Annotated in this window: 16 protein-coding genes and 2 pseudogenes; all 18 read left to right on the plus strand. The window is 37.0% G+C overall.

The features are described 5' to 3' along the window. Positions 1 to 67: 67 nt before the first annotated feature. Positions 68 to 1,921 (plus strand): group II intron reverse transcriptase/maturase, encoded by a 1,854-nt coding sequence (gene ltrA / locus AEQ18_RS06590; protein ID WP_054115583.1) that lies wholly within the window; start codon positions 68 to 70, stop codon positions 1,919 to 1,921. Positions 1,922 to 2,049: 128 nt separating this feature from the next. Then, positions 2,050 to 2,517, plus strand: a pseudogene (locus AEQ18_RS06595) (CHAP domain-containing protein); the annotation flags it as partial. Positions 2,518 to 2,541: 24 nt separating this feature from the next. Beyond that, positions 2,542 to 3,207, plus strand: a complete 666-nt coding sequence (locus AEQ18_RS06600) for a hypothetical protein (protein ID WP_054115584.1) — start codon at positions 2,542 to 2,544, stop codon at positions 3,205 to 3,207. Then, positions 3,204 to 3,797, plus strand: coding sequence for a hypothetical protein (locus AEQ18_RS15910; protein WP_054115585.1), 594 nt, complete (start codon positions 3,204 to 3,206; stop codon positions 3,795 to 3,797). Before AEQ18_RS06600 ends, AEQ18_RS15910 begins: the two co-directional genes overlap by 4 nt. Before the next feature lie 2 nt (positions 3,798 to 3,799). Continuing rightward, entirely contained in the window at positions 3,800 to 4,672 is an 873-nt protein-coding gene (locus tag AEQ18_RS06610) for a hypothetical protein (RefSeq protein ID WP_054115586.1), read from the plus strand. 46 nt (positions 4,673 to 4,718) lie between these two features. Further along, on the plus strand, positions 4,719 to 5,183 hold the full coding sequence (locus AEQ18_RS15810) for a hypothetical protein (protein ID WP_235505502.1): 465 nt from the start codon (positions 4,719 to 4,721) through the stop codon (positions 5,181 to 5,183). 319 nt (positions 5,184 to 5,502) lie between these two features. Beyond that, entirely contained in the window at positions 5,503 to 5,775 is a 273-nt protein-coding gene (locus AEQ18_RS06620) for a hypothetical protein (RefSeq protein WP_054115587.1), read from the plus strand. A gap of 16 nt (positions 5,776 to 5,791) precedes the next feature. Continuing rightward, on the plus strand, positions 5,792 to 7,303 hold the full coding sequence (gene mobP2 / locus AEQ18_RS06625) for a MobP2 family relaxase (protein WP_054115588.1): 1,512 nt from the start codon (positions 5,792 to 5,794) through the stop codon (positions 7,301 to 7,303). Positions 7,304 to 7,319: 16 nt separating this feature from the next. Next, the gene (locus tag AEQ18_RS06630) at positions 7,320 to 7,511 is read left to right on the plus strand and encodes a hypothetical protein (protein WP_054115589.1); all 192 of its coding nucleotides are present in this window, start codon (positions 7,320 to 7,322) and stop codon (positions 7,509 to 7,511) included. 132 nt (positions 7,512 to 7,643) lie between these two features. Next, on the plus strand, positions 7,644 to 9,923 hold the full coding sequence (locus AEQ18_RS06635; protein ID WP_235505503.1) for a DUF3991 domain-containing protein: 2,280 nt from the start codon (positions 7,644 to 7,646) through the stop codon (positions 9,921 to 9,923). A 13-nt stretch (positions 9,924 to 9,936) separates the two neighbouring features. After that, positions 9,937 to 10,350 carry a CPBP family intramembrane glutamic endopeptidase gene (locus AEQ18_RS06640; RefSeq protein ID WP_054115590.1) on the plus strand — a complete coding sequence of 138 codons (414 nt, stop codon included), beginning with the start codon at positions 9,937 to 9,939 and terminating at the stop codon, positions 10,348 to 10,350. A gap of 16 nt (positions 10,351 to 10,366) precedes the next feature. Next, on the plus strand, positions 10,367 to 10,882 hold the full coding sequence (locus tag AEQ18_RS06645; protein ID WP_054115591.1) for a hypothetical protein: 516 nt from the start codon (positions 10,367 to 10,369) through the stop codon (positions 10,880 to 10,882). A 108-nt stretch (positions 10,883 to 10,990) separates the two neighbouring features. After that, a complete protein-coding gene (locus tag AEQ18_RS06650; protein ID WP_054115592.1) occupies positions 10,991 to 13,171 on the plus strand; it encodes a DNA topoisomerase 3 in 2,181 nt (726 codons plus the stop codon). Beyond that, positions 13,168 to 13,632, plus strand: a complete 465-nt coding sequence (ssb, locus tag AEQ18_RS06655) for a single-stranded DNA-binding protein (protein ID WP_054115593.1) — start codon at positions 13,168 to 13,170, stop codon at positions 13,630 to 13,632. Before AEQ18_RS06650 ends, ssb begins: the two co-directional genes overlap by 4 nt. A gap of 105 nt (positions 13,633 to 13,737) precedes the next feature. Beyond that, positions 13,738 to 14,217 carry a transcriptional regulator gene (locus AEQ18_RS06660; protein ID WP_054115594.1) on the plus strand — a complete coding sequence of 160 codons (480 nt, stop codon included), beginning with the start codon at positions 13,738 to 13,740 and terminating at the stop codon, positions 14,215 to 14,217. Between the two features lie 229 nt (positions 14,218 to 14,446). Then, positions 14,447 to 14,590: a putative holin-like toxin gene (locus AEQ18_RS15405; RefSeq protein WP_080542687.1), complete on the plus strand. Its 144-nt coding sequence runs from the start codon at positions 14,447 to 14,449 to the stop codon at positions 14,588 to 14,590. A 355-nt stretch (positions 14,591 to 14,945) separates the two neighbouring features. Beyond that, positions 14,946 to 15,200: pseudogene (locus AEQ18_RS06665) on the plus strand (DNA cytosine methyltransferase); the annotation flags it as partial. Positions 15,201 to 15,934: 734 nt separating this feature from the next. Further along, positions 15,935 to 17,812 carry a group II intron reverse transcriptase/maturase gene (gene ltrA, locus AEQ18_RS06670; protein ID WP_442855694.1) on the plus strand — a complete coding sequence of 626 codons (1,878 nt, stop codon included), beginning with the start codon at positions 15,935 to 15,937 and terminating at the stop codon, positions 17,810 to 17,812. Positions 17,813 to 17,896 lie beyond the last annotated feature (84 nt).

Here is a 17,896-nt window from a genome sequence, read left to right on the forward strand (position 1 = left end):
TTCATAGAATCGAGTAAGACAAAATAAACACTTTCCTGTTCAATAATATCCAAGTTAGGGAAGTGCTATGAATAAGAAGAAAATAACAAAAACACTACGACATAGTGAATATTATGGAATGATCGAGTGCTTTGATGATTTATTTCAACTAAGCGGTCAAAATCATGTATTCACTGACCTTATGAGCATTGTAAGTTCAGAAGAAAATATTAAATTAGCGTTTAGAAATATTAAAAAGAATAAGGGAAGCAACACCAAAGGTGTAGATAAAAAGACAATTCAACATATTTCTACCATGTTAGATGCAGATTTCATTCAATCCGTACAATCAAGATTAAATACCTATATCCCTAAACCTGTAAGAAGAGTTGAAATACCCAAACCGAATGGTAAAACAAGACCTCTTGGAATTCCAGTTATCTGGGATAGATTAATTCAACAATGTCTTTTACAAGTACTAGAACCTATTTGTGAGGCGAAGTTTCACAAAAATAATTATGGGTTCCGCCCAAACCGGTCAGGTCATCATGCCCTTGCACATTGTTATCGGCTTATGCAACGAAGCGGCCTATCTTACGTCGTGGATATTGATATTAAAGGATTCTTCGATAATGTCAACCATTCAAAGCTCATCAAGCAAATGTGGACAATAGGAATACGTGATAAACACCTGCTCGGAATGATACGAGCAATGTTAAAAGCACCTATTCTTATGCCAAATGGACTAGTTCAACATCCAAAGAAAGGAACCGCCCAAGGCGGTGTTATTTCTCCGTTATTGTCCAACATTGTTTTAAATGAACTTGATTGGTGGATATCCTCTCAATGGGAAGATATGCCGACCAAAACAAAATCTGCAAGAGTTCTTGATAGAACAGCCGAAGGAAAAGGTCTGGATAAAGGAAATAAGTATAAAGAATTGAGAAAATCAGGATTGAAAGAAGTTTATATTGTCCGTTATGCGGATGATTTCAAACTGTTTTGTCGAAATTTATCAGATGCTAGAAAATTATTTTACGCAACAAAAAATTGGTTGAATAAAAGACTGTCTCTTGATATTAGCAACGAAAAATCAAAAATCGTTAATCTCAAAAAACATTCCTCTGAGTATTTAGGGTTTGAAATTAGCCTAAAAAGAAAAAAATCGAAAAATGTAGTCTCCTCCAACATTAGTAAAAAAGCTGTGCAAAACATCAAAAATAATTTAAAAAAGCAATTGGTAAAAATTAAGCATCCAAAAGGCACACTAACAAGAGAAAAGGCTATTGGAAAATACAATTCAATGATTGTTGGTATACATGGTTATTATAGTGCTGCAACAAATGTTAGTACTAATTGTAATGAAATTAACCAGGGTATTCGAAATATTATTGACCGTTCCCTAGATACTAAGAAAGACGGAAAAATAACGAATAAATTTCTAGCTAAAGAATATGGAAAAAGCAAACAAGTTCGCTGGTTGAATAATATTCCTATCCTCCCCATTTCGTACGTCAAACATACAAAATTGATGTCACTGAACCAAAAAATATCTAAGTTCACAGAAGAAGGAAGACAACTTGTTCATGAAAATTTATCGTTAAATGTTTCAATAATAGCAAAAATGTTGAAGTCCCCTATACGAACAATAGAATACACAGATAATCGAATTTCTAGATTCTCTGCCCAAAAGGGCAAATGTGAAGTTCTGAAAATTGAACTAGAAATAGAGGAAATTCATTGTCACCACATTGTTCCAATAAAGCACAATGGAACGGATAAGTATTCAAACTTAATTATTGTTCATAAAGATATACACACCCTTATTCACCTGAAAGATAAAGAAAAGATTTCTAAACTAGCTAACCATCTGGATTTAACAGAGTCACAAATTGAAAAAATAAATACCTTAAGAAATAAAGTAGGAAATAGTGTTTTGTAAAATTTGATTTGAAACATATATAAAAGTTACTACAACAATTGATGGAACGCCGTATGAGGTGAAAGTCTCACGTACGGTGTGGAGCGGGGGAAAATCTGGAGATTATTTCAAAAGATTACCTATCGCTATCCATGGTGGTCAAGCAATACTTGACGCCAAAAAGCACGAATTTGCCTGGTGGCAGCAGCAGTATGGCGAAGGTCGCACAAGCGGAGATCGATGAAGGATTGCATGCAGGAGGACAAAAATATTGGTCATGGTATGGCTTTGGAGGCCGAGTTGAGTGGTGCGCAGTGTTTGTTTCTTATGTGGCCGCAAAGGCTAATGTGAACATGGAAAAATTTGCTTATTGTCCTACTGGCATTCAAAACTTTAAACAAAAAAATGAATGGCAATCAAGAGGTGTTGAACCAAAAGATGGTTGGGTGATTTTTTTTGATTGGGACGCAGATGGCATAAGCGACCATGTAGGTATCGTTAAAAGCTACTCGAATGGAACTGTTTATACGCTTGAAGGTAACTCAGGAGACAGCACGAAAGAGCGTAATTATGGCAAGACCAGTCAGTATATTATGGGCTATGGCACACCTAAATAAGTCATAGCAAAGGAGCGTAACAAAATGATAAAAGAAGCATTTAAACAGTGGAAACATAAACTAAAAGAAGAGCATTTACAAATTAAAATCCAAAACAAATGGTTCGAAGAACTAAAAAAAACAGACCTTTATCGACAACTTAAGAAGTACAAATGGCTGAGGAATGTATCTATTTTGATCGACTATATCATTTTAGTCGGATGCTATCTATCTATTTACACGTTGCCAGTTAGTAAACTAAATGATTTTTTTGGTAGCCATATTACAAAAGAAACCTATCAAAATATTGTATTTATTTATACAATTTTAGTTTTATTACTAATGATTTTCTCTGTTTTCTTTACTGTAGTTCTTTCAAAAGACAAGCTGAAGGATGTTCGGGTGCTAAATAATATGCTTATTTTTTTCTTGTTTGGCGGTGTAAATTATTTGTTGCTTTGTTTGGCCTGTATCATTCAACCAGCATATTTATTGTTCGTTTTAGGGCTAGTTATTGTAAAAGTAGTCATTCGAAAATGGAAAGAACTACAAAGAGAAGCCGTCTTCCTATCTTATAATGAAGCACACAAAGAAGGCTTGATCAGTCATTATAAGCGTCACGGCATACTATTTGAAATGGAAGATGAGCCACGTACTTATCGAATGGACTATTTTCAAGAAGAAAATAAAAAAGAGGAGTTGAGATCATGAGTTATCAACGATTGAGCGGCATTTTGATGCTTATTTTGTTAGGTAGTTGGGGAATTATTGGTTGGTTTTATTTCCATCCTCAGATCCTTTCAGAGGCAGTCAATGAACCTGAAACGGTGTCATTCAGTACAGAAAACAGCGAAATTAAATCAAGCAGCAATGATCAAATAAGTTCAGAAAATCAAACGGATCAAGCACCAGATAATGGAAATACAGGGCAATCAAATGAAGAAAAAACAGAAGTGGTCACAGCGTTTGTGACCACTTATTTTAATACAAATGACCAACCTTTTTTAAAGGAACGGGTGTCATTACTAAAGAAAAACGAACTCATTACTGAAGAATATGGCAATGAAATGGATCAATCAATTGGAGATATGGACAATGAAGATGCCAAGATGAACCTTGATGGATTAACAATTTATTCCAACGATCAAGAAACCTTTTTGGTTGTTTTTGATCTGACCTATGAAGGATTGGATTCAAATGAAGTCCTTGTATACGTCGCAAATGTTCATGTTGGTCAGACGAATCAAGTAGATCATTATGAGTTGGTCGCTACAAACACCAAAATTAAAACGGGGGAATAAACATGACCATTATTTATTCAATCATGCGCTTTATTACATTTTTTAAAGAGAGTAAAGCCAATATCAAACAGAAATATTTTCGAACAAAAACGCAAACATATATCAAAGTTTTGGTTCTTTTCAGTGTTTTATTTGTCTCAATCATAGGCCAAGCAATCCTCTCTAGACCTGCGAATGCCTATTCTGAAACAGCAGTTGATGAATCCATTTCGTTTGATGCAGGAGAAATCACGATCCTAAAAAAAGAATATTCTCCTATCAGCAGAAGCTATCGGATGGATATTTATATCGATACAGAAATCGATATCGTCACAGATGGGGCACCTATCACAAAAGCAAAAGTGGTGACACAAGAGGACATTGAGACACCACTGGATGTCACTGTAATCCCTGTTTCTGAAAAATATTTTGTGCTAGTTGCACCAAAAATTAACGAAGATTTTGGTGCAGTGCGGTTTGATCTGACCTACAAACGGTCAAAAGAGGCGGAAGAAACGACCGTCAGTTTGTATGGATCACAAGATAAATCTTCAGTGGTTGAGAGTGATTTTTCTGAAATTAATGAAGCAGAATTGAAGATCAGTTCGTTAGAAAATGATATCCGATTACAACAATCAGAAAGAAAAACGATTGAAGAAAAAAACAAAACAATCGTCGATAATATCAAAAACACAAAAGAACAAATCGAAGCATTCACGGAAGAAAAAGAGTATCAAGTGGGTGAACAGTTGACCAAAACAGAAGATACGATCACCACATTAGAAAATGCCATTCAATCCTATAAAGGTGAAATATCAGACAATCAAGCGAAAATTGGTGAGATTGAAACAACGATAATTTTAATCAACGAAAAAATAAATGAACTGAAAAAGTAATTTCAAGTCAAATTTTTTTTTAATTACTATTCTTAAAAACCTAAAAATGGAAGAAGGAATTTCATTGGCAAAAGAAAAATTACAAGTCTATATCGACATTGAACATAGGGACGCTTTGGAAGAATTGAAGACCTATTTACCTGTCGATGAGCAAATAAAAGACAGCGCAATGATTCGATATGTTCTTTTGGATTTGTTAAATAGAATTCGCAAAGAAGCTAGCTTTGAAAAGAAAGTATTGGATTCGTTGTCCATTTTGGAGATAATGACCAATGCAAAATTGGAACAAGATCATACAGAAATTCTAGATATCTTTTCATCAAATGTTTATCAAGATGCGTTAACAATGAATAAGAAAGTTGTGAGAAATAAAAATTATCGCTTTAAGAACAGGCCTAAAGAACCGAAAAAACGGGAAGCCAAACAAGATATTTCTCAACAGGAACCACCAAAAAAAGAGCGAGATATTCAAGACATTATTGCACAATACATGCATGAACCTAGCAAATAATTATTAATGAAAATCTAGTTAGTAATCTCGATTATAGTTTTGAAAAAGAAAGTTGGTGGTAGTCGTATAGTAGTCAAATGTCTAAAAAAGACTATTTTACAACTACCTGTAGTATTCAATCGAAACTACAAAAAACAAGGCAATGATATCACCTTAAAATCTCTTGAAACCCAATAGGCACAGCCTATTTTACACCTTCTAAATAGAAGGTGGGGGTATCTACCTTATGCTCTTTCTTTATTTGGGGCTATTTCATCGAACTTACAATCTATAATCAAGGATCTAAGCTCCGATTAAGAACTTACTGAAGGAGGAAACTATGAAAGAAATTGTTGTTCGATTCGAGCATGATGAAACATTAACGTATCTTACCAGAAGAGCAAAAGAATTGTCCGAACGGTCAGGAAAAAAAATCTCAAGGAATCAATTAATTAACATGATTATTGAAGATGATATGAAAAAATTTTTATCTCAAAATAGAGAAGTCGATATGCTTAAAGATAGTTTGGATGATTTTAAGCACATTTTACAACAATACATCGACACAAATAATGCGCTTTTGTATCGTGCATTTGAAGCAGATGGTATTTAATGAATGAGGTGGTCATATGGCACAATCTGCTGGCTCTTATATCAACTTAATGAGTGGTTTTGTCCTTTCGTTTGATTCTGAATATGTAAAATATATGGATCGAGAAGATAAGAAAGTGTATCAAGAAAAAGACCTTTCTGATTTTGAAACGGCCATGACGAATGACGATTCGAGTCAATCATTTGAAGGCTATTTGGATTATATGGATCGAAAAAATGCTTTACTCGCTCAATCAAAATTGACAGATGAGGAAAGAGTATCGCTAAGTGAGATCAACAAGCGTCTTTCTGATTATTCGACTTTATCAAAAGCACAAATCGAAACGATGCAAAAGGAAACGCAAGAAAAAATATGGTCACTAAATACAGGGATGTTTGATTTTAAAAATGATGATTTGACGCAACAAGAAGTTGAACAATATAAAGAATTGTTTGATCGAGCGAACCAAAATGAATCTGTTTTGTTTCAAGATGTAGTGTCATTTGATACAAAAGCTTTAATTGAAGCAGGCATCTACAATCCATATTCAAATGAATTAAAAAGGGAACCGTTGATCATGGCTGGTCGAAAAATGATGAACGTCCTTTATGAGAAAGAAAATTTGAACGGGTCAACCATAAGTGTCGGTGAGATCCATTATAACACGGGTCACTTTCACGTACATTTTGCGACGACGGAAGTTAAACCTACCCGTGAAATGATTTTTGTTAAAGAGCATAATCGCTATGAACGAAAAGGGCAACGATCCGACGAAACATTAGAAAAAATGAAATCGACTTTTGCGAATCTTATCTTCAATCGTTCGAGCGAATTGGAACGATTGAATGATTTGAGAAATGGTCTGCGTAGTGAAATCAAAACAGAAATGGCTACACCTAAAAAAGAAAGTGTTCTGTTACTTGAGGAATTAAAAGCGCAGCTGCCGGAGAATCAAAGCAAGTGGAATAGTAAAAACTTAACGCCGGAAAGTCGAGAAACAATGAACCAGTTGATTGATTCATTGATGAAAGACAATGGCCACTTTGAAGAATTCAAACAGCTGGCAAAAGAGGAAGACATTTTCAAGACAGCAACTTATGGAGAGGGAGATCCTAACAAAGAGAAAAAATCATTTTACGATGGCCGGATGTACGGGCCAGACGGCATCTACTATCGATTAGGAAACAGTATCCTCCAAGAACTAAAAAAGGAAAATAATTCTTCCCAACAAGATAAACCTTTCCGTCCATCTTCGGTATCAGGGAAACAAAACCCAAACAAAGAAGCATATGCGAAACTTAAACAAGATTACTTCATGAGGAAAGATACAAATGAAAGTCGATCACCGCCAAAAAGAAATTCAAGTGAACGAACCAAACCATTTAAGGAATCATTTAAGCATCGTCGGTCGGTCACAAATCAAGTCAAACACCTGGAACGGGTGACGAGCAATGAATTTGATCAATTCAAAAATAAAGTAGCTTTTGAAAAGCTGCAGCGTGAAATCGAACAAGCAAAAATGAGTCAAGAGTCAGACCTATTCAATTAGGAGAAAGAGGAAAGTCATGGAAAATTATTACTTTATCAATAGCGTGGATCCAGAGAACAAAACGATGCGTATTCAAGAAGTGGGTGCTGGCGAAATGAGTGCGCAACAGGTACGTATCACGAAAGAGGATGCCGACGTTTATTCTTTAATGTTGGATGAAGCAACGCAAGAAGGGGAGCCGTTGATCGTTCAGCTGGATCTAAAATAAAGTCAAAACCAGCCGTAGAAAAATTTTTTTCAACATTTAGTGAGACGCTTTAAACCATAAAAATACGGAATACAAAAAGAAGATCGGTGGAAGCCGGTCTTTTTTATATGATTGGAAAGGGAAGAGAAAACTATGAATGAACATGCGCAAGAAATGATTGAAAGCGGCAAGTTAACACAGTGGAAAAAAAATCCGATGATCTATTTTTTAAAAGGGTATCGAAAGCTTGCCGTTGAATTGACGGAAGCCGGATCCTTTGAATCCTCAGGAAGATATGCACCAAAAACTGAGGAAGAACAAACAGCTGTTTCTCAAATCTTGAATGAATTGAATGACTTAGATGAGGGAAAGATCAATACTGAAATCAGCAAATCAGAAATTTCTGAAGAAAAACCGTCGGTCAAAAAAAGAAAAAGAGCTGATGAACTAAAAAAAGAAACCGACCAGTTAGTAAAAGAAGCAATGGAGAAGATCCAGAAGCACTTTGATAAAACAGAAGATGTTTTGGAATTGGCTTCTTTTATGAGTCGTTTTTACAATTACTCATTGAAAAATACGGCATTGATCCAGTCCCAATTGCCAAATGCACAAGCAGTTGCTGGGGCAAAGAAATTCAAAGAAGCAGGTTTTTTTATTCGCAAGGGAGAAAAAGCCATTCGGGTTTTAGCGCCAACGACCTATAAATGTTTTATCAACGAACAGGGACGTACGCAATCATTATCGAAAGCCACCAAGCTACAAAAAGAAAAAATTCTCAAAGGAGAATTGAAAACGGAAGATAGAAGATCATTCAGAAGCGTTCCGGTCTTTGATATCAGTCAGACGACGGCAACAGCCGATGATCTGCCGAAAATTTTCCCTAATCGGCCGTATAACTTTGATCTGACGAAAGCTACAAACACAAAAATGTTATACCAATCATTAGAAAACTATGCCGTATCTGAAGGACTAACGATCATTGATGATCTAACGACTGTTACGCCAGTGTTAGGAACCGCAAAAGGAGCGTATGGTCAAGGTATTGATGGCTCAGAAATGCTTTTCATGAACCCTCGGTTTACACAAGCAGAACAAGTACCTACCATGATCCATGAATTGGCACATGCGAAACTTCACTCAAAAACGAGTAACTCAAATTATTCTAGCTCAGTCAAAGAATTTCAAGCGGAGCTGGCTGCGTATATCGTTGCCCACCATTACGGCATTGATACAAAAGAAGAATCGATTCCTTATATTGCGGCATGGACAAATAATGGTCACGCCGTTGAGGATAAGTTGGTACAAATGGAAGAGGTAAAAGTGTTCTCTCGCCAAATGATTGAACAGATCGATACACAGCTGATGATCCAACAAGAAGTACAACAAGAAGTACAACAAGAAGTACAAGAGCAAGTGCCCACGGTAGAAAAACAAAAACTGACCGAATCACAAAAGACGTACAAAACTTTCTCGGAACAAATTGCTTTTGCGAAGACGGTATCGATCCTAGATATCGCTTTGAAAAATGGCATCGATTTGATTCAGGATTCGAAAAAACAATATCGGATGGCTGACAATCATTCCTTAGTGATCACAACTGATAAGAACTTGTTCATTGAAAATAATGGGAACTTTGGCGGCGGGCCAATCGATTTCGTTCAAAAAGTTGTTGGTATTGAGGATTTTAAATCCGCTGTACACCATATTACAGATAGCGAGTATGAGATTTCCAATGTAGTACCGTCTGAACAACGGGCATTTACCTACAATAAAGAAAACGAACGGGACTTTGATCGTGCGAAGAAATTTTTGGTCAATGATCGTTGCATTGATGAAGAAATCGTTAACGTTCTTCATAATAAAGGCCTGTTGCAGCAAGACAAGCGCAACAACGTCTTATTATTATGGAATGATCATGGAAAAATTGCCGGCTGCAGCGAAAAAGGTACGATTCCGGATTCAACGTGGAAGAAAATTCAGACAGGATCCGATAGTAAAATCGGATTTAATGTACGCAATGGCGAACCGAAAAAGTTGAAGTTTTTTGAAGCTGGCGTCGATCTTATGAGCTATATGTCCTTGAATAAAAGCGATCTAAAAGATACCTGGTTTGTTTCGATGGAAGGATTGAAACCAGAAACGGTTTATCACTATTTGGAAGAAGCACAACAAGTCAGTCCTTCAGGAATTGAAGAAATTGCCTTGTGTGTCGATAACGATGAAGCCGGAAAAGCCTTTTTCGATAAGTTCCAACAATTTACTTTCAATCAAAAAGAAAAAGCGCCCCTTGAATTTCAAGCAGAGTTCCCGCAAGCGCCGATCGGACAAGAAACGCAAAAATGGGATTGGAACAATGAGCTGGTCTATCAAGTAAACGAGGGCGAAAATCAAAGAAAAAAGTCTCTCGCATCTGAACCAGCATTGAGCTTATAAAGAAGGTGAACAGATGAAACGAATGATTTTTACAATCATTCAGGGAATAGGGATGGCCGTGGTGCTGTCCCTTCTTAGTATGTGGATCGGCGAACAATTTTTTTCAACGTATCTTCCTAGACTTCCTGAAGCAAGAAATGGAATCTCCTTTTCTGCCGCAACGTTCTCTATTGTATTGGCACCGATCATTGAAGAATACTTGATACGGGTCAAACTATTGCCTTTTTTGATTCGACGTACGAATTTGCCAGCTGCAGTCATTTTCTCTAGTTTCATTTTTTCTGTTTTACATGGGCAGGTTTTTCTACTGCCCTATTTTTTAAACAGTCTGGTCTATTCATGGGTTTCACTCAAAACAAAAAAAGCCTATGGATCGATGATCGTTCATAGTGCTTATAATTTTATTGCTTTATTACCTAGTATTTAAACGAAGGAGCTTTCTCATGGAAATAATACAAGGAAACTATTACAAAGAAAAAAAAAAGAATCAACATCTTATCTATAGAGCGCAGGATAGTTTGCCAGTTACGGAAAAATATATAGATAAAAAAGAAGATGAAACGTATAAAAATCAGTATTGCTTTTTGGGATTCAATTTATCTGAATCAGATAGATACAAGATTATGTCTATCGAGTGTTTGGATGTGAAGAACAATATCCTTATTCCTGCGTCTAAAGAAGAAATAAGTGTCTGTGAAATGATTGAACGCATTTGTGATTGTGAACCACCAGAAGAACATGAAAGAGGTGCGTTGTGGTCACTTGCAAAAGTTGTAGATTCTATTTATCAGGCAAAAGGATTATTAGAACAATCTTCTGGAAGGTTATCAGAACTATCCTCGATAATTAGATTTCAAGATCAAGGAGAGATCTTTAATAAACTAGATGGAATTGATCAAATTTTAAAAGAGATTGAAACTCATATGGAATTTGAAAAAGTTATATTTGTTCATGCATAAGTACTTTAATAGTAAAATGGTCGATAATTGCGTGGATAGATAAGCAAGAAACATAATTGTAATTTCTAAATGGTACACTTATAAAGAGTTATAAAGGGAGGTTTTATTATGACCACAGTCATTTTAGCAGAAAAACCAAGTCAAGCAGCTGCCTATGCTGGTGCGTTAAAGCATAGCGTAAAAAAGGATGGCTTTTTTGAGATCCAAGATCCAATTTTTTCAGATGAGACCTTTATCACTTTTGGCTTCGGCCATTTGGTCGAATTAGCAGAACCAGGACATTATGATGAAAAATGGAAGAATTGGGCATTGGATGCATTGCCTATTTTTCCGCAACAATATGATTTTCAGGTCGCAACAGACAAGAAAAAACAATTTAAGATCGTTTCCGGACTGCTAAAGAAAGCCGATACGATCATTATTGCAACAGATAGTGATCGAGAGGGGGAAAATATCGCCTGGTCGATCATTCATGAATCAGGCGCTTTTTCTACTAAAAAAACATACAAGCGTTTATGGATCAACAGTCTTGAAAAAGATGTGATTCGTAGTGGGTTTCAAAACTTAAAACCAGGAATGGACTATTATCCTTTTTATCAAGAAGCACAGACACGGCAAATTGCCGACTGGCTCATTGGCATGAACGGGAGTATGCTTTACACGTTGAATCTTCGTTCAAAAGGGGCAAATGGAACGTTTTCTCTTGGACGGGTACAAACACCAACGCTTTACATGATCTATCAACGCCAACAACTGATCGAGCATTTCAAAAAAGAACCATTTTATGAAATCGAATCATTGATCAAGGCAACGAATGGCTCGTTCAAAGCCCTATTAAGCCCGTCACAACGTTTTTCTACTAAAGAGGAACTACTTTCCTTTGTTTCTTCTAAGGGCGCTACAATCGGCACACAACCAGGAACGATCAAAGATCTTCAAACAAAAATGAAGAAAACGAATAGTCCCAATTTATTCTCATTGAGCAGCCTGCAGTCAAAAATCAATCAGCTGTACAAAGCAACAGCCAGTCAGACGTTGAAAGCCATGCAAGGACTGTATGAAGCAAAATTGTTGAGCTATCCAAGGACAGATACACCATTTATTACAGACAGTGAATTTCAGTACTTAAAAGCGAATTACGATAGTTATGCCCGTTTTTTATCCATAGATGAACCCATGGCACAAGATCAGCCAAGAAAGCGATATGTCGATGGTAGTAAGGTGCAAGAGCATTACGCCATTATCCCAACGAAGCAAGTCGCAAGTGAGTCAGTCTTCAATAAATTAGATGATCTACAAAAGAAAATCTATCTTCTAGTTATGAAAACTACATTAGCTATGTTTTTACCAGATTATGCTTATGAAGAAACTGTGATAGAAACCAATGTATCAACTCTCTGTTTTAAAGCGACAGGAAAAGTGCCAAAAGTCGAGGGATGGAAAATCCTATTCAAAACCGATACCAACAAGGAGAACGAAGAGAGCCAAACATTACCAGCAGTTATGATCGGTGAAGCGATTCAAGCGGAGGTAAAAAGCGTACAGAAAGAGACGCAGCCACCGAAACCATTTACTGAAGGCACGTTGCTTACAGCGATGAAAACGGCTAATAAGACCGTAGATGATGAACAAGCGATCAAGATCCTTCAGGAAGTCGAAGGAATCGGGACAGAAGCGACACGTGCGAGCATTATTGAAACACTGAAGCAAAAAGAATATATCAAAGTAGAAAAAAATAAATTGATCGTCACCGAAAAAGGAAAATTACTGTGCCAGGCAGTCGAAAGTCAGCACTTATTGACGAGTGCTGAAATGACGGCAAAATGGGAAACGTACTTAAAGAAAATCGGAAAAAAAGAAGGGAATCAAGAGACCTTTATTGCCAATATCAAGAAGTTTATCGTGCATTTGATCGAACACGTACCAGATGATGTGCAGAAGTTGAATTTCCACACCTACCAAGCGGAAGTTAAAAAAGAAACGGATAAGCAAAAGATCGGTAAATGTCCGAAATGTGGCGGAAATGTGGTATTAAAAAAGTCTTTCTACGGTTGTTCGAATTATCCCACCTGTACGTTTACGTTATCTGATCAGTTCCGAAAGAAAAAATTGACGAAAACCAATCTGAAGGAATTGTTAGTCGGGAAAGAAACCGTGGTTTCAGGAATCAAAAAGGCAGACAAGACGACCTATAATGCAAAAATCAAGTTGAGCGATACGGGACAGATCACTTTTGTATCATTTGTCAATGCGCCAAAAAAAGCAAAGAAAGTAGGGAATAAAGCATGATCAATAACGTCGTATTAGTAGGAAGATTAACGAGAGATCCAGAATTAAAATTTACACCGAACGGTGCTGCAGTGGCCACGTTCACTTTGGCCGTGAATCGAAATTTTACCAATCAAAGCGGTCAAAGAGAAGCTGACTTCATCAATTGTGTCATTTGGCGTAAACCAGCCGAAACCCTTGCCAATTACGCCAAGAAAGGGACGCTTCTCGGCGTGACTGGACGTATTCAGACAAGATCTTACGATAACCCGCAAGGACAGCGGGTGTACGTCACAGAAATCGTGGCAGAGACGTTTCAATTAATGGAATCAAAAGATGTGTCTGAGCAGCGTACGAATGAATCCAACGAAACAGCTGAAAAAAGCAAACCAACACCGCCACCGCTACCTAAACAAGAAACAGATCCATTTGCACAAAGCAGCTCGGCAATCGATTTACCAGATGATGATTTGCCATTTTGAGAAACAAAGACGAAAAAAGACCTGGAAACCCCAGGTCTTTTTTGATATAAAATTCAGGTTCAAACGACAACTGTTTGTATCACCTATCATGAAAAGAGGAATAATGTGCGATTATTTGATGTTCACCAATTTGAATTACCTGAAAAAGAGGTGATCGATTGGGAAAAAACCAAAGGAGAGATCGGATCGATGCTCTCTAGTTATCTTGTTTCAAGAGAAAGGATGGGATTGACGAGGATGCCGCCGATCCATTCAACGTATTCGCTCTTAGACCAAGATATACCAGAAATCAAACACTCTAGCTTTGTTCAAGAAAATCAGCAGTTCAAACAAGAGTTTCTTTATTTTCACCACTTGTTTTGTTTGGGTCTGACGGCCATTAGCCATCCATATAAACCAGAAATCACCGATCGGAGACGAAAGATTTTTTTGATGCGTTTTGTTTACGGATTATCAATCAATCATGTGAGCGATCGGATCCACTATCAGAAAAATGTGATCGTCGATGATTCTCAATCCAGCTTACTGCAGTTTGCGAATGCTTTGTCTATTTTAGCTTTAAAAGAACAAGAGATCTCTGCCTGATCCTGGTAATTATTTCTATTGATCACTTCGGGTTGTGTCAACAACACGGTTTCTGAAGGAGCGGTGGTGGTGGCTGGAGCGACTGAAGGAACAAGCTTTTTGCTTGAATAATGTCGATAAAAAATCGCTAAAAACCTTGATAAATATAGGTTTTTAGCGTGGGTTGTGGTATAATATGAGTACAGTAAAGTTTGTGACGGTGGCTATCTTTTGGAAGGTGGTGATGCTTATGAAAGTAAGTGTTCACTCTTTAGAAAGGAGAAGCCTTTTGTCTGTAGCTGAAGCATTAGGGCTAATGATTAGTTTCGGTTCTTTAATCGCAACGATCATCTTTGGCATCCTAACAGCAGTGAAAAATGACAAAAAAAAATAACCGTCTACTTTAGCGAGTCAGCGGTTATTTTTTATATATAACTAATGTCGCCACCGTCTTAAATGGTGCTGTAGGGGAGTTGTTGACGCAACTCCTCTTTACATAGTAATTATAGCAAGATTTCAGCGAAATATCAACCTTTTGCTCTACAGACGTGCCTTGCGCGTTTATTTTTTTTGCCCTCCTAAGTGGTGGAGGCGGCTGGAACGTGGAGGGCAAAAAAGATCGCTTTTCTTTCTTAAAAAGGCCTAAGTACAACCCTTGTTCCGAAATTTAACAAACCATTTCTTCGGTATTCTTAATCCATCAGGTACTTGAAATACCTTTTCATGCGCATGAAGAAACTGAGTGAACAATGGGAAATGGTACAACAGAAAATAAAGGCACCTTTTTAGATCTTTTTTCAGGAATCGGAGGATTTCGTTTAGGGATGGAACAAGCTGGCTACCGATGTGTTGGGTATTGTGAGATCGACGGCCATGCCAGAAAAAGTTATCAATCAATTTTTGACACAAAACAGGAGGTAGAAATGCATGATATCACAAAACTTTCAGATGAATTTATTCGAGGAATCGGACGTGTGGACATTATCACGGGAGGATTTCCGTGCGTGCGATGCGTTCCTAATTGAAAAGATTAGGCACTGAATTATTTAAGAACGCAAATGTGTTCAGTTCAGTAGAACTGATGATTCAAATGGTGGAATGAAGGGCTAACAACCTGAAACGCTTACCCTGAGATTACGCTGTGCAAAATTATGGGTAATCATAGTGATGTACAAAGCGCGTTAAAGTCGGCAGAGAGTTGCCCAAACAAAGAAAAAAATTATTTTCAGATGTGGAAAGTTGTCCAGAGGTGGATGACGCAGCCTATATGCCGGGGGTCTAAAAACTATCTATGGTTAGTATGTAATGACAATTACTAAGCGAATGTCCGTATGTACGGGTCTAGAGAATTCAGGTAATAGAAATGTTATCACCATTATTTGTGGGGTGTGTGAGGTCTAGTAAAATTGCATGGTATGAAAAATCTTGTAACGTTAAAGGCGTTACCAAGCACACAGGCTCAGAGGGCAAACCTAAGGATAGAAATTTATAGATTGAATCATTGGAACGCAGTAAGTTCAGGACGTGGAGTGATTACACACGATGAAGCGGTAATAGGGAAAACAAACTTTATAACCTAATTTTATCTGAAGGAAAGCGGAGCCACAGTACCGATGAAATCATGGAAACATGATGGAGGGATAGGCTCTAGTCGACAGTCTTAAATAAACAATTCAATACACATATCTTCAAAGGTTCGAGTACGACTAAGAAAGGCAAAGTATTCTGAAAAGGAGAACTGCCGACTTTGACAACTGAGAAAACAACTAAAAAGCAAAAACTAAGAAATGCTGAGTATTATGATTTTCAGATGAATCAAGACGAACTTTATAGACAGAGTAAAGATGGAAAAATATTTAAACATTTAGTGGATATTATCTCGTCTGAGCAAAATATAAAATTAGCCTTTCGAAACATTAAGAAAAACAGAGGAAGTCATACAGCTGGTGTTGATAATAAAAATATCGAGGATCTCGCCAAATGGCAAGACGAGGCATTAATCAAGCATGTGAAACGTAAGTTTCAATGGTACGAACCTCAAGCTGTACGTAGGGTTCAAATACCAAAGTCAAATGATTCGACTAAAACGAGACCATTAGGAATCCCTACAATTATGGATAGACTTATCCAACAATGTATTCTTCAAATCCTGGAGCCGATATGTGAGGCCAAATTTTATAATAAAAATAATGGATTCCGACCCAATCGCAGTTGCGAACATGCTTTAGCTCAGGCTGAAAAAAATATGCAGCTGTCCAAATTACATTTCGTCGTAGATATTGACATCAAAGGATTCTTTGACAATGTGAATCATGGGAAGCTATTAAAACAGTTGTGGACGATAGGGATTCGAGATAAAAAGCTCATTAGTATACTCTCAGCCATGTTAAAAGCAGAAATAGCTGATATAGGTTTTCCTGAAAAAGGCTCTCCACAGGGCTCCATCATTTCACCACTGTTGTCGAATGTTGTTTTAAATGAACTAGATTGGTGGATTTCAAGCCAATGGGAAACAATCCCAACACGAAAAGAGTTTAAACAGCATAAGGGGCACTCAGGTGGACGTCTCCAAGCACTTAAAAAGACGAATCTTAAAGAATGTCGGTTAGTACGTTACGCTGATGATTTTAAAATCTTTTGTCGTAAGAAAAAAGATGCGGAGAAAGTCTTTATTGCCACAGAGAAATGGTTGAAAGATAGATTGGGTCTATCTATCAGTCCTGAGAAATCTAAAATTGTGAATCTTAAGAAAGAATACTCTGAGTTTTTAGGATTTAAATTGAAGGTTACTAGGAAAGGGAAATATTCTAATGGGAAACCACGTTTTGTAGTGAGGTCTCATCTATCAGACAAGTCTATGAAGAAGATTCATATTAACGCAAAGCGTCGAATCAGTGACCTGCAGAAGCCCTCTGACAAGCAAGAGAGTTATAAAGCAGTACAAAATTATAACTCGTTTGTCTTAGGTGTTCATAATTATTACTCAATGGCAACACATGCTAGCTTGGATTTTGCAAAAATAGCCTTTCCTATCGGAAAGATCCTAAAAGGAAGATTACAAGGGAACATATCAAAAGAAAGAGGAATTTGTAGCGAAATTATTAGAAAGAGATACGGAAAGAGCAAGCAATTAGCTTATGTTTATGGATTTGCGTTAATTCCTATTAGCTATGTCCAACACAAAACCCCACTGGATAAAAAACTAGAAATTAATCAGTATACTCCAAAGGGACGGATGTTAATTCATAAGCAACTAGGACAAACGATTAATCCTGATCTATTAAAATACCTTATGCTAAATCCAATCAAAGGAAAAAGTATCGAGTATAACGATAACCGCCTGTCACTTTTCTGTGCACAGAAAGGAAAATGTGCGATTACAAGTAGCGAGCTAACAATTGGTAACATGCACTGTCACCACAAATTGCCTCTAAAATTAGGTGGGAATGATGGATACAATAATCTGGTTTTTGTGACAATTGACTCTCATAAGCTGATCCATGCTTCAAATCCTGTTCTAATTTCTGAATTGCTACAAAACTTAAATCTCTCAGCTACGCAACTAGGAAAAATTAATGTGTTGCGAAAGCAGATAAATCTTCCGATTATTGAATAAATTTCAAAGTTGAAAATGTGTATATGAATTTAAGGAAAGACTGTCGATGGAAAGCCGTGTGAGGTGAAAGTCTCATGCACGGTT

The sequence above is a fragment of the Enterococcus sp. RIT-PI-f genome (assembly GCF_001297065.1).
Taxonomy (GTDB): domain Bacteria; phylum Bacillota; class Bacilli; order Lactobacillales; family Enterococcaceae; genus Enterococcus_D.

What these genes read in the sequence shown, in the direction of transcription:
- ltrA (WP_054115583.1), top strand. Translation starts at nt 68, where the DNA reads ATGAATAAGAAGAAAATAACAAAAACACTACGACATAGTGAATATTAT.
- AEQ18_RS06600 (WP_054115584.1), top strand. Translation starts at nt 2,542, where the DNA reads ATGATAAAAGAAGCATTTAAACAGTGGAAACATAAACTAAAAGAAGAG.
- AEQ18_RS15910 (WP_054115585.1), top strand. Translation starts at nt 3,204, where the DNA reads ATGAGTTATCAACGATTGAGCGGCATTTTGATGCTTATTTTGTTAGGT.
- AEQ18_RS06610 (WP_054115586.1), top strand. Translation starts at nt 3,800, where the DNA reads ATGACCATTATTTATTCAATCATGCGCTTTATTACATTTTTTAAAGAG.
- AEQ18_RS15810 (WP_235505502.1), top strand. Translation starts at nt 4,719, where the DNA reads ATGGAAGAAGGAATTTCATTGGCAAAAGAAAAATTACAAGTCTATATC.
- AEQ18_RS06620 (WP_054115587.1), top strand. Translation starts at nt 5,503, where the DNA reads ATGAAAGAAATTGTTGTTCGATTCGAGCATGATGAAACATTAACGTAT.
- mobP2 (WP_054115588.1), top strand. Translation starts at nt 5,792, where the DNA reads ATGGCACAATCTGCTGGCTCTTATATCAACTTAATGAGTGGTTTTGTC.
- AEQ18_RS06630 (WP_054115589.1), top strand. Translation starts at nt 7,320, where the DNA reads ATGGAAAATTATTACTTTATCAATAGCGTGGATCCAGAGAACAAAACG.
- AEQ18_RS06635 (WP_235505503.1), top strand. Translation starts at nt 7,644, where the DNA reads ATGAATGAACATGCGCAAGAAATGATTGAAAGCGGCAAGTTAACACAG.
- AEQ18_RS06640 (WP_054115590.1), top strand. Translation starts at nt 9,937, where the DNA reads ATGAAACGAATGATTTTTACAATCATTCAGGGAATAGGGATGGCCGTG.
- AEQ18_RS06645 (WP_054115591.1), top strand. Translation starts at nt 10,367, where the DNA reads ATGGAAATAATACAAGGAAACTATTACAAAGAAAAAAAAAAGAATCAA.
- AEQ18_RS06650 (WP_054115592.1), top strand. Translation starts at nt 10,991, where the DNA reads ATGACCACAGTCATTTTAGCAGAAAAACCAAGTCAAGCAGCTGCCTAT.
- ssb (WP_054115593.1), top strand. Translation starts at nt 13,168, where the DNA reads ATGATCAATAACGTCGTATTAGTAGGAAGATTAACGAGAGATCCAGAA.
- AEQ18_RS15405 (WP_080542687.1), top strand. Translation starts at nt 14,447, where the DNA reads ATGAAAGTAAGTGTTCACTCTTTAGAAAGGAGAAGCCTTTTGTCTGTA.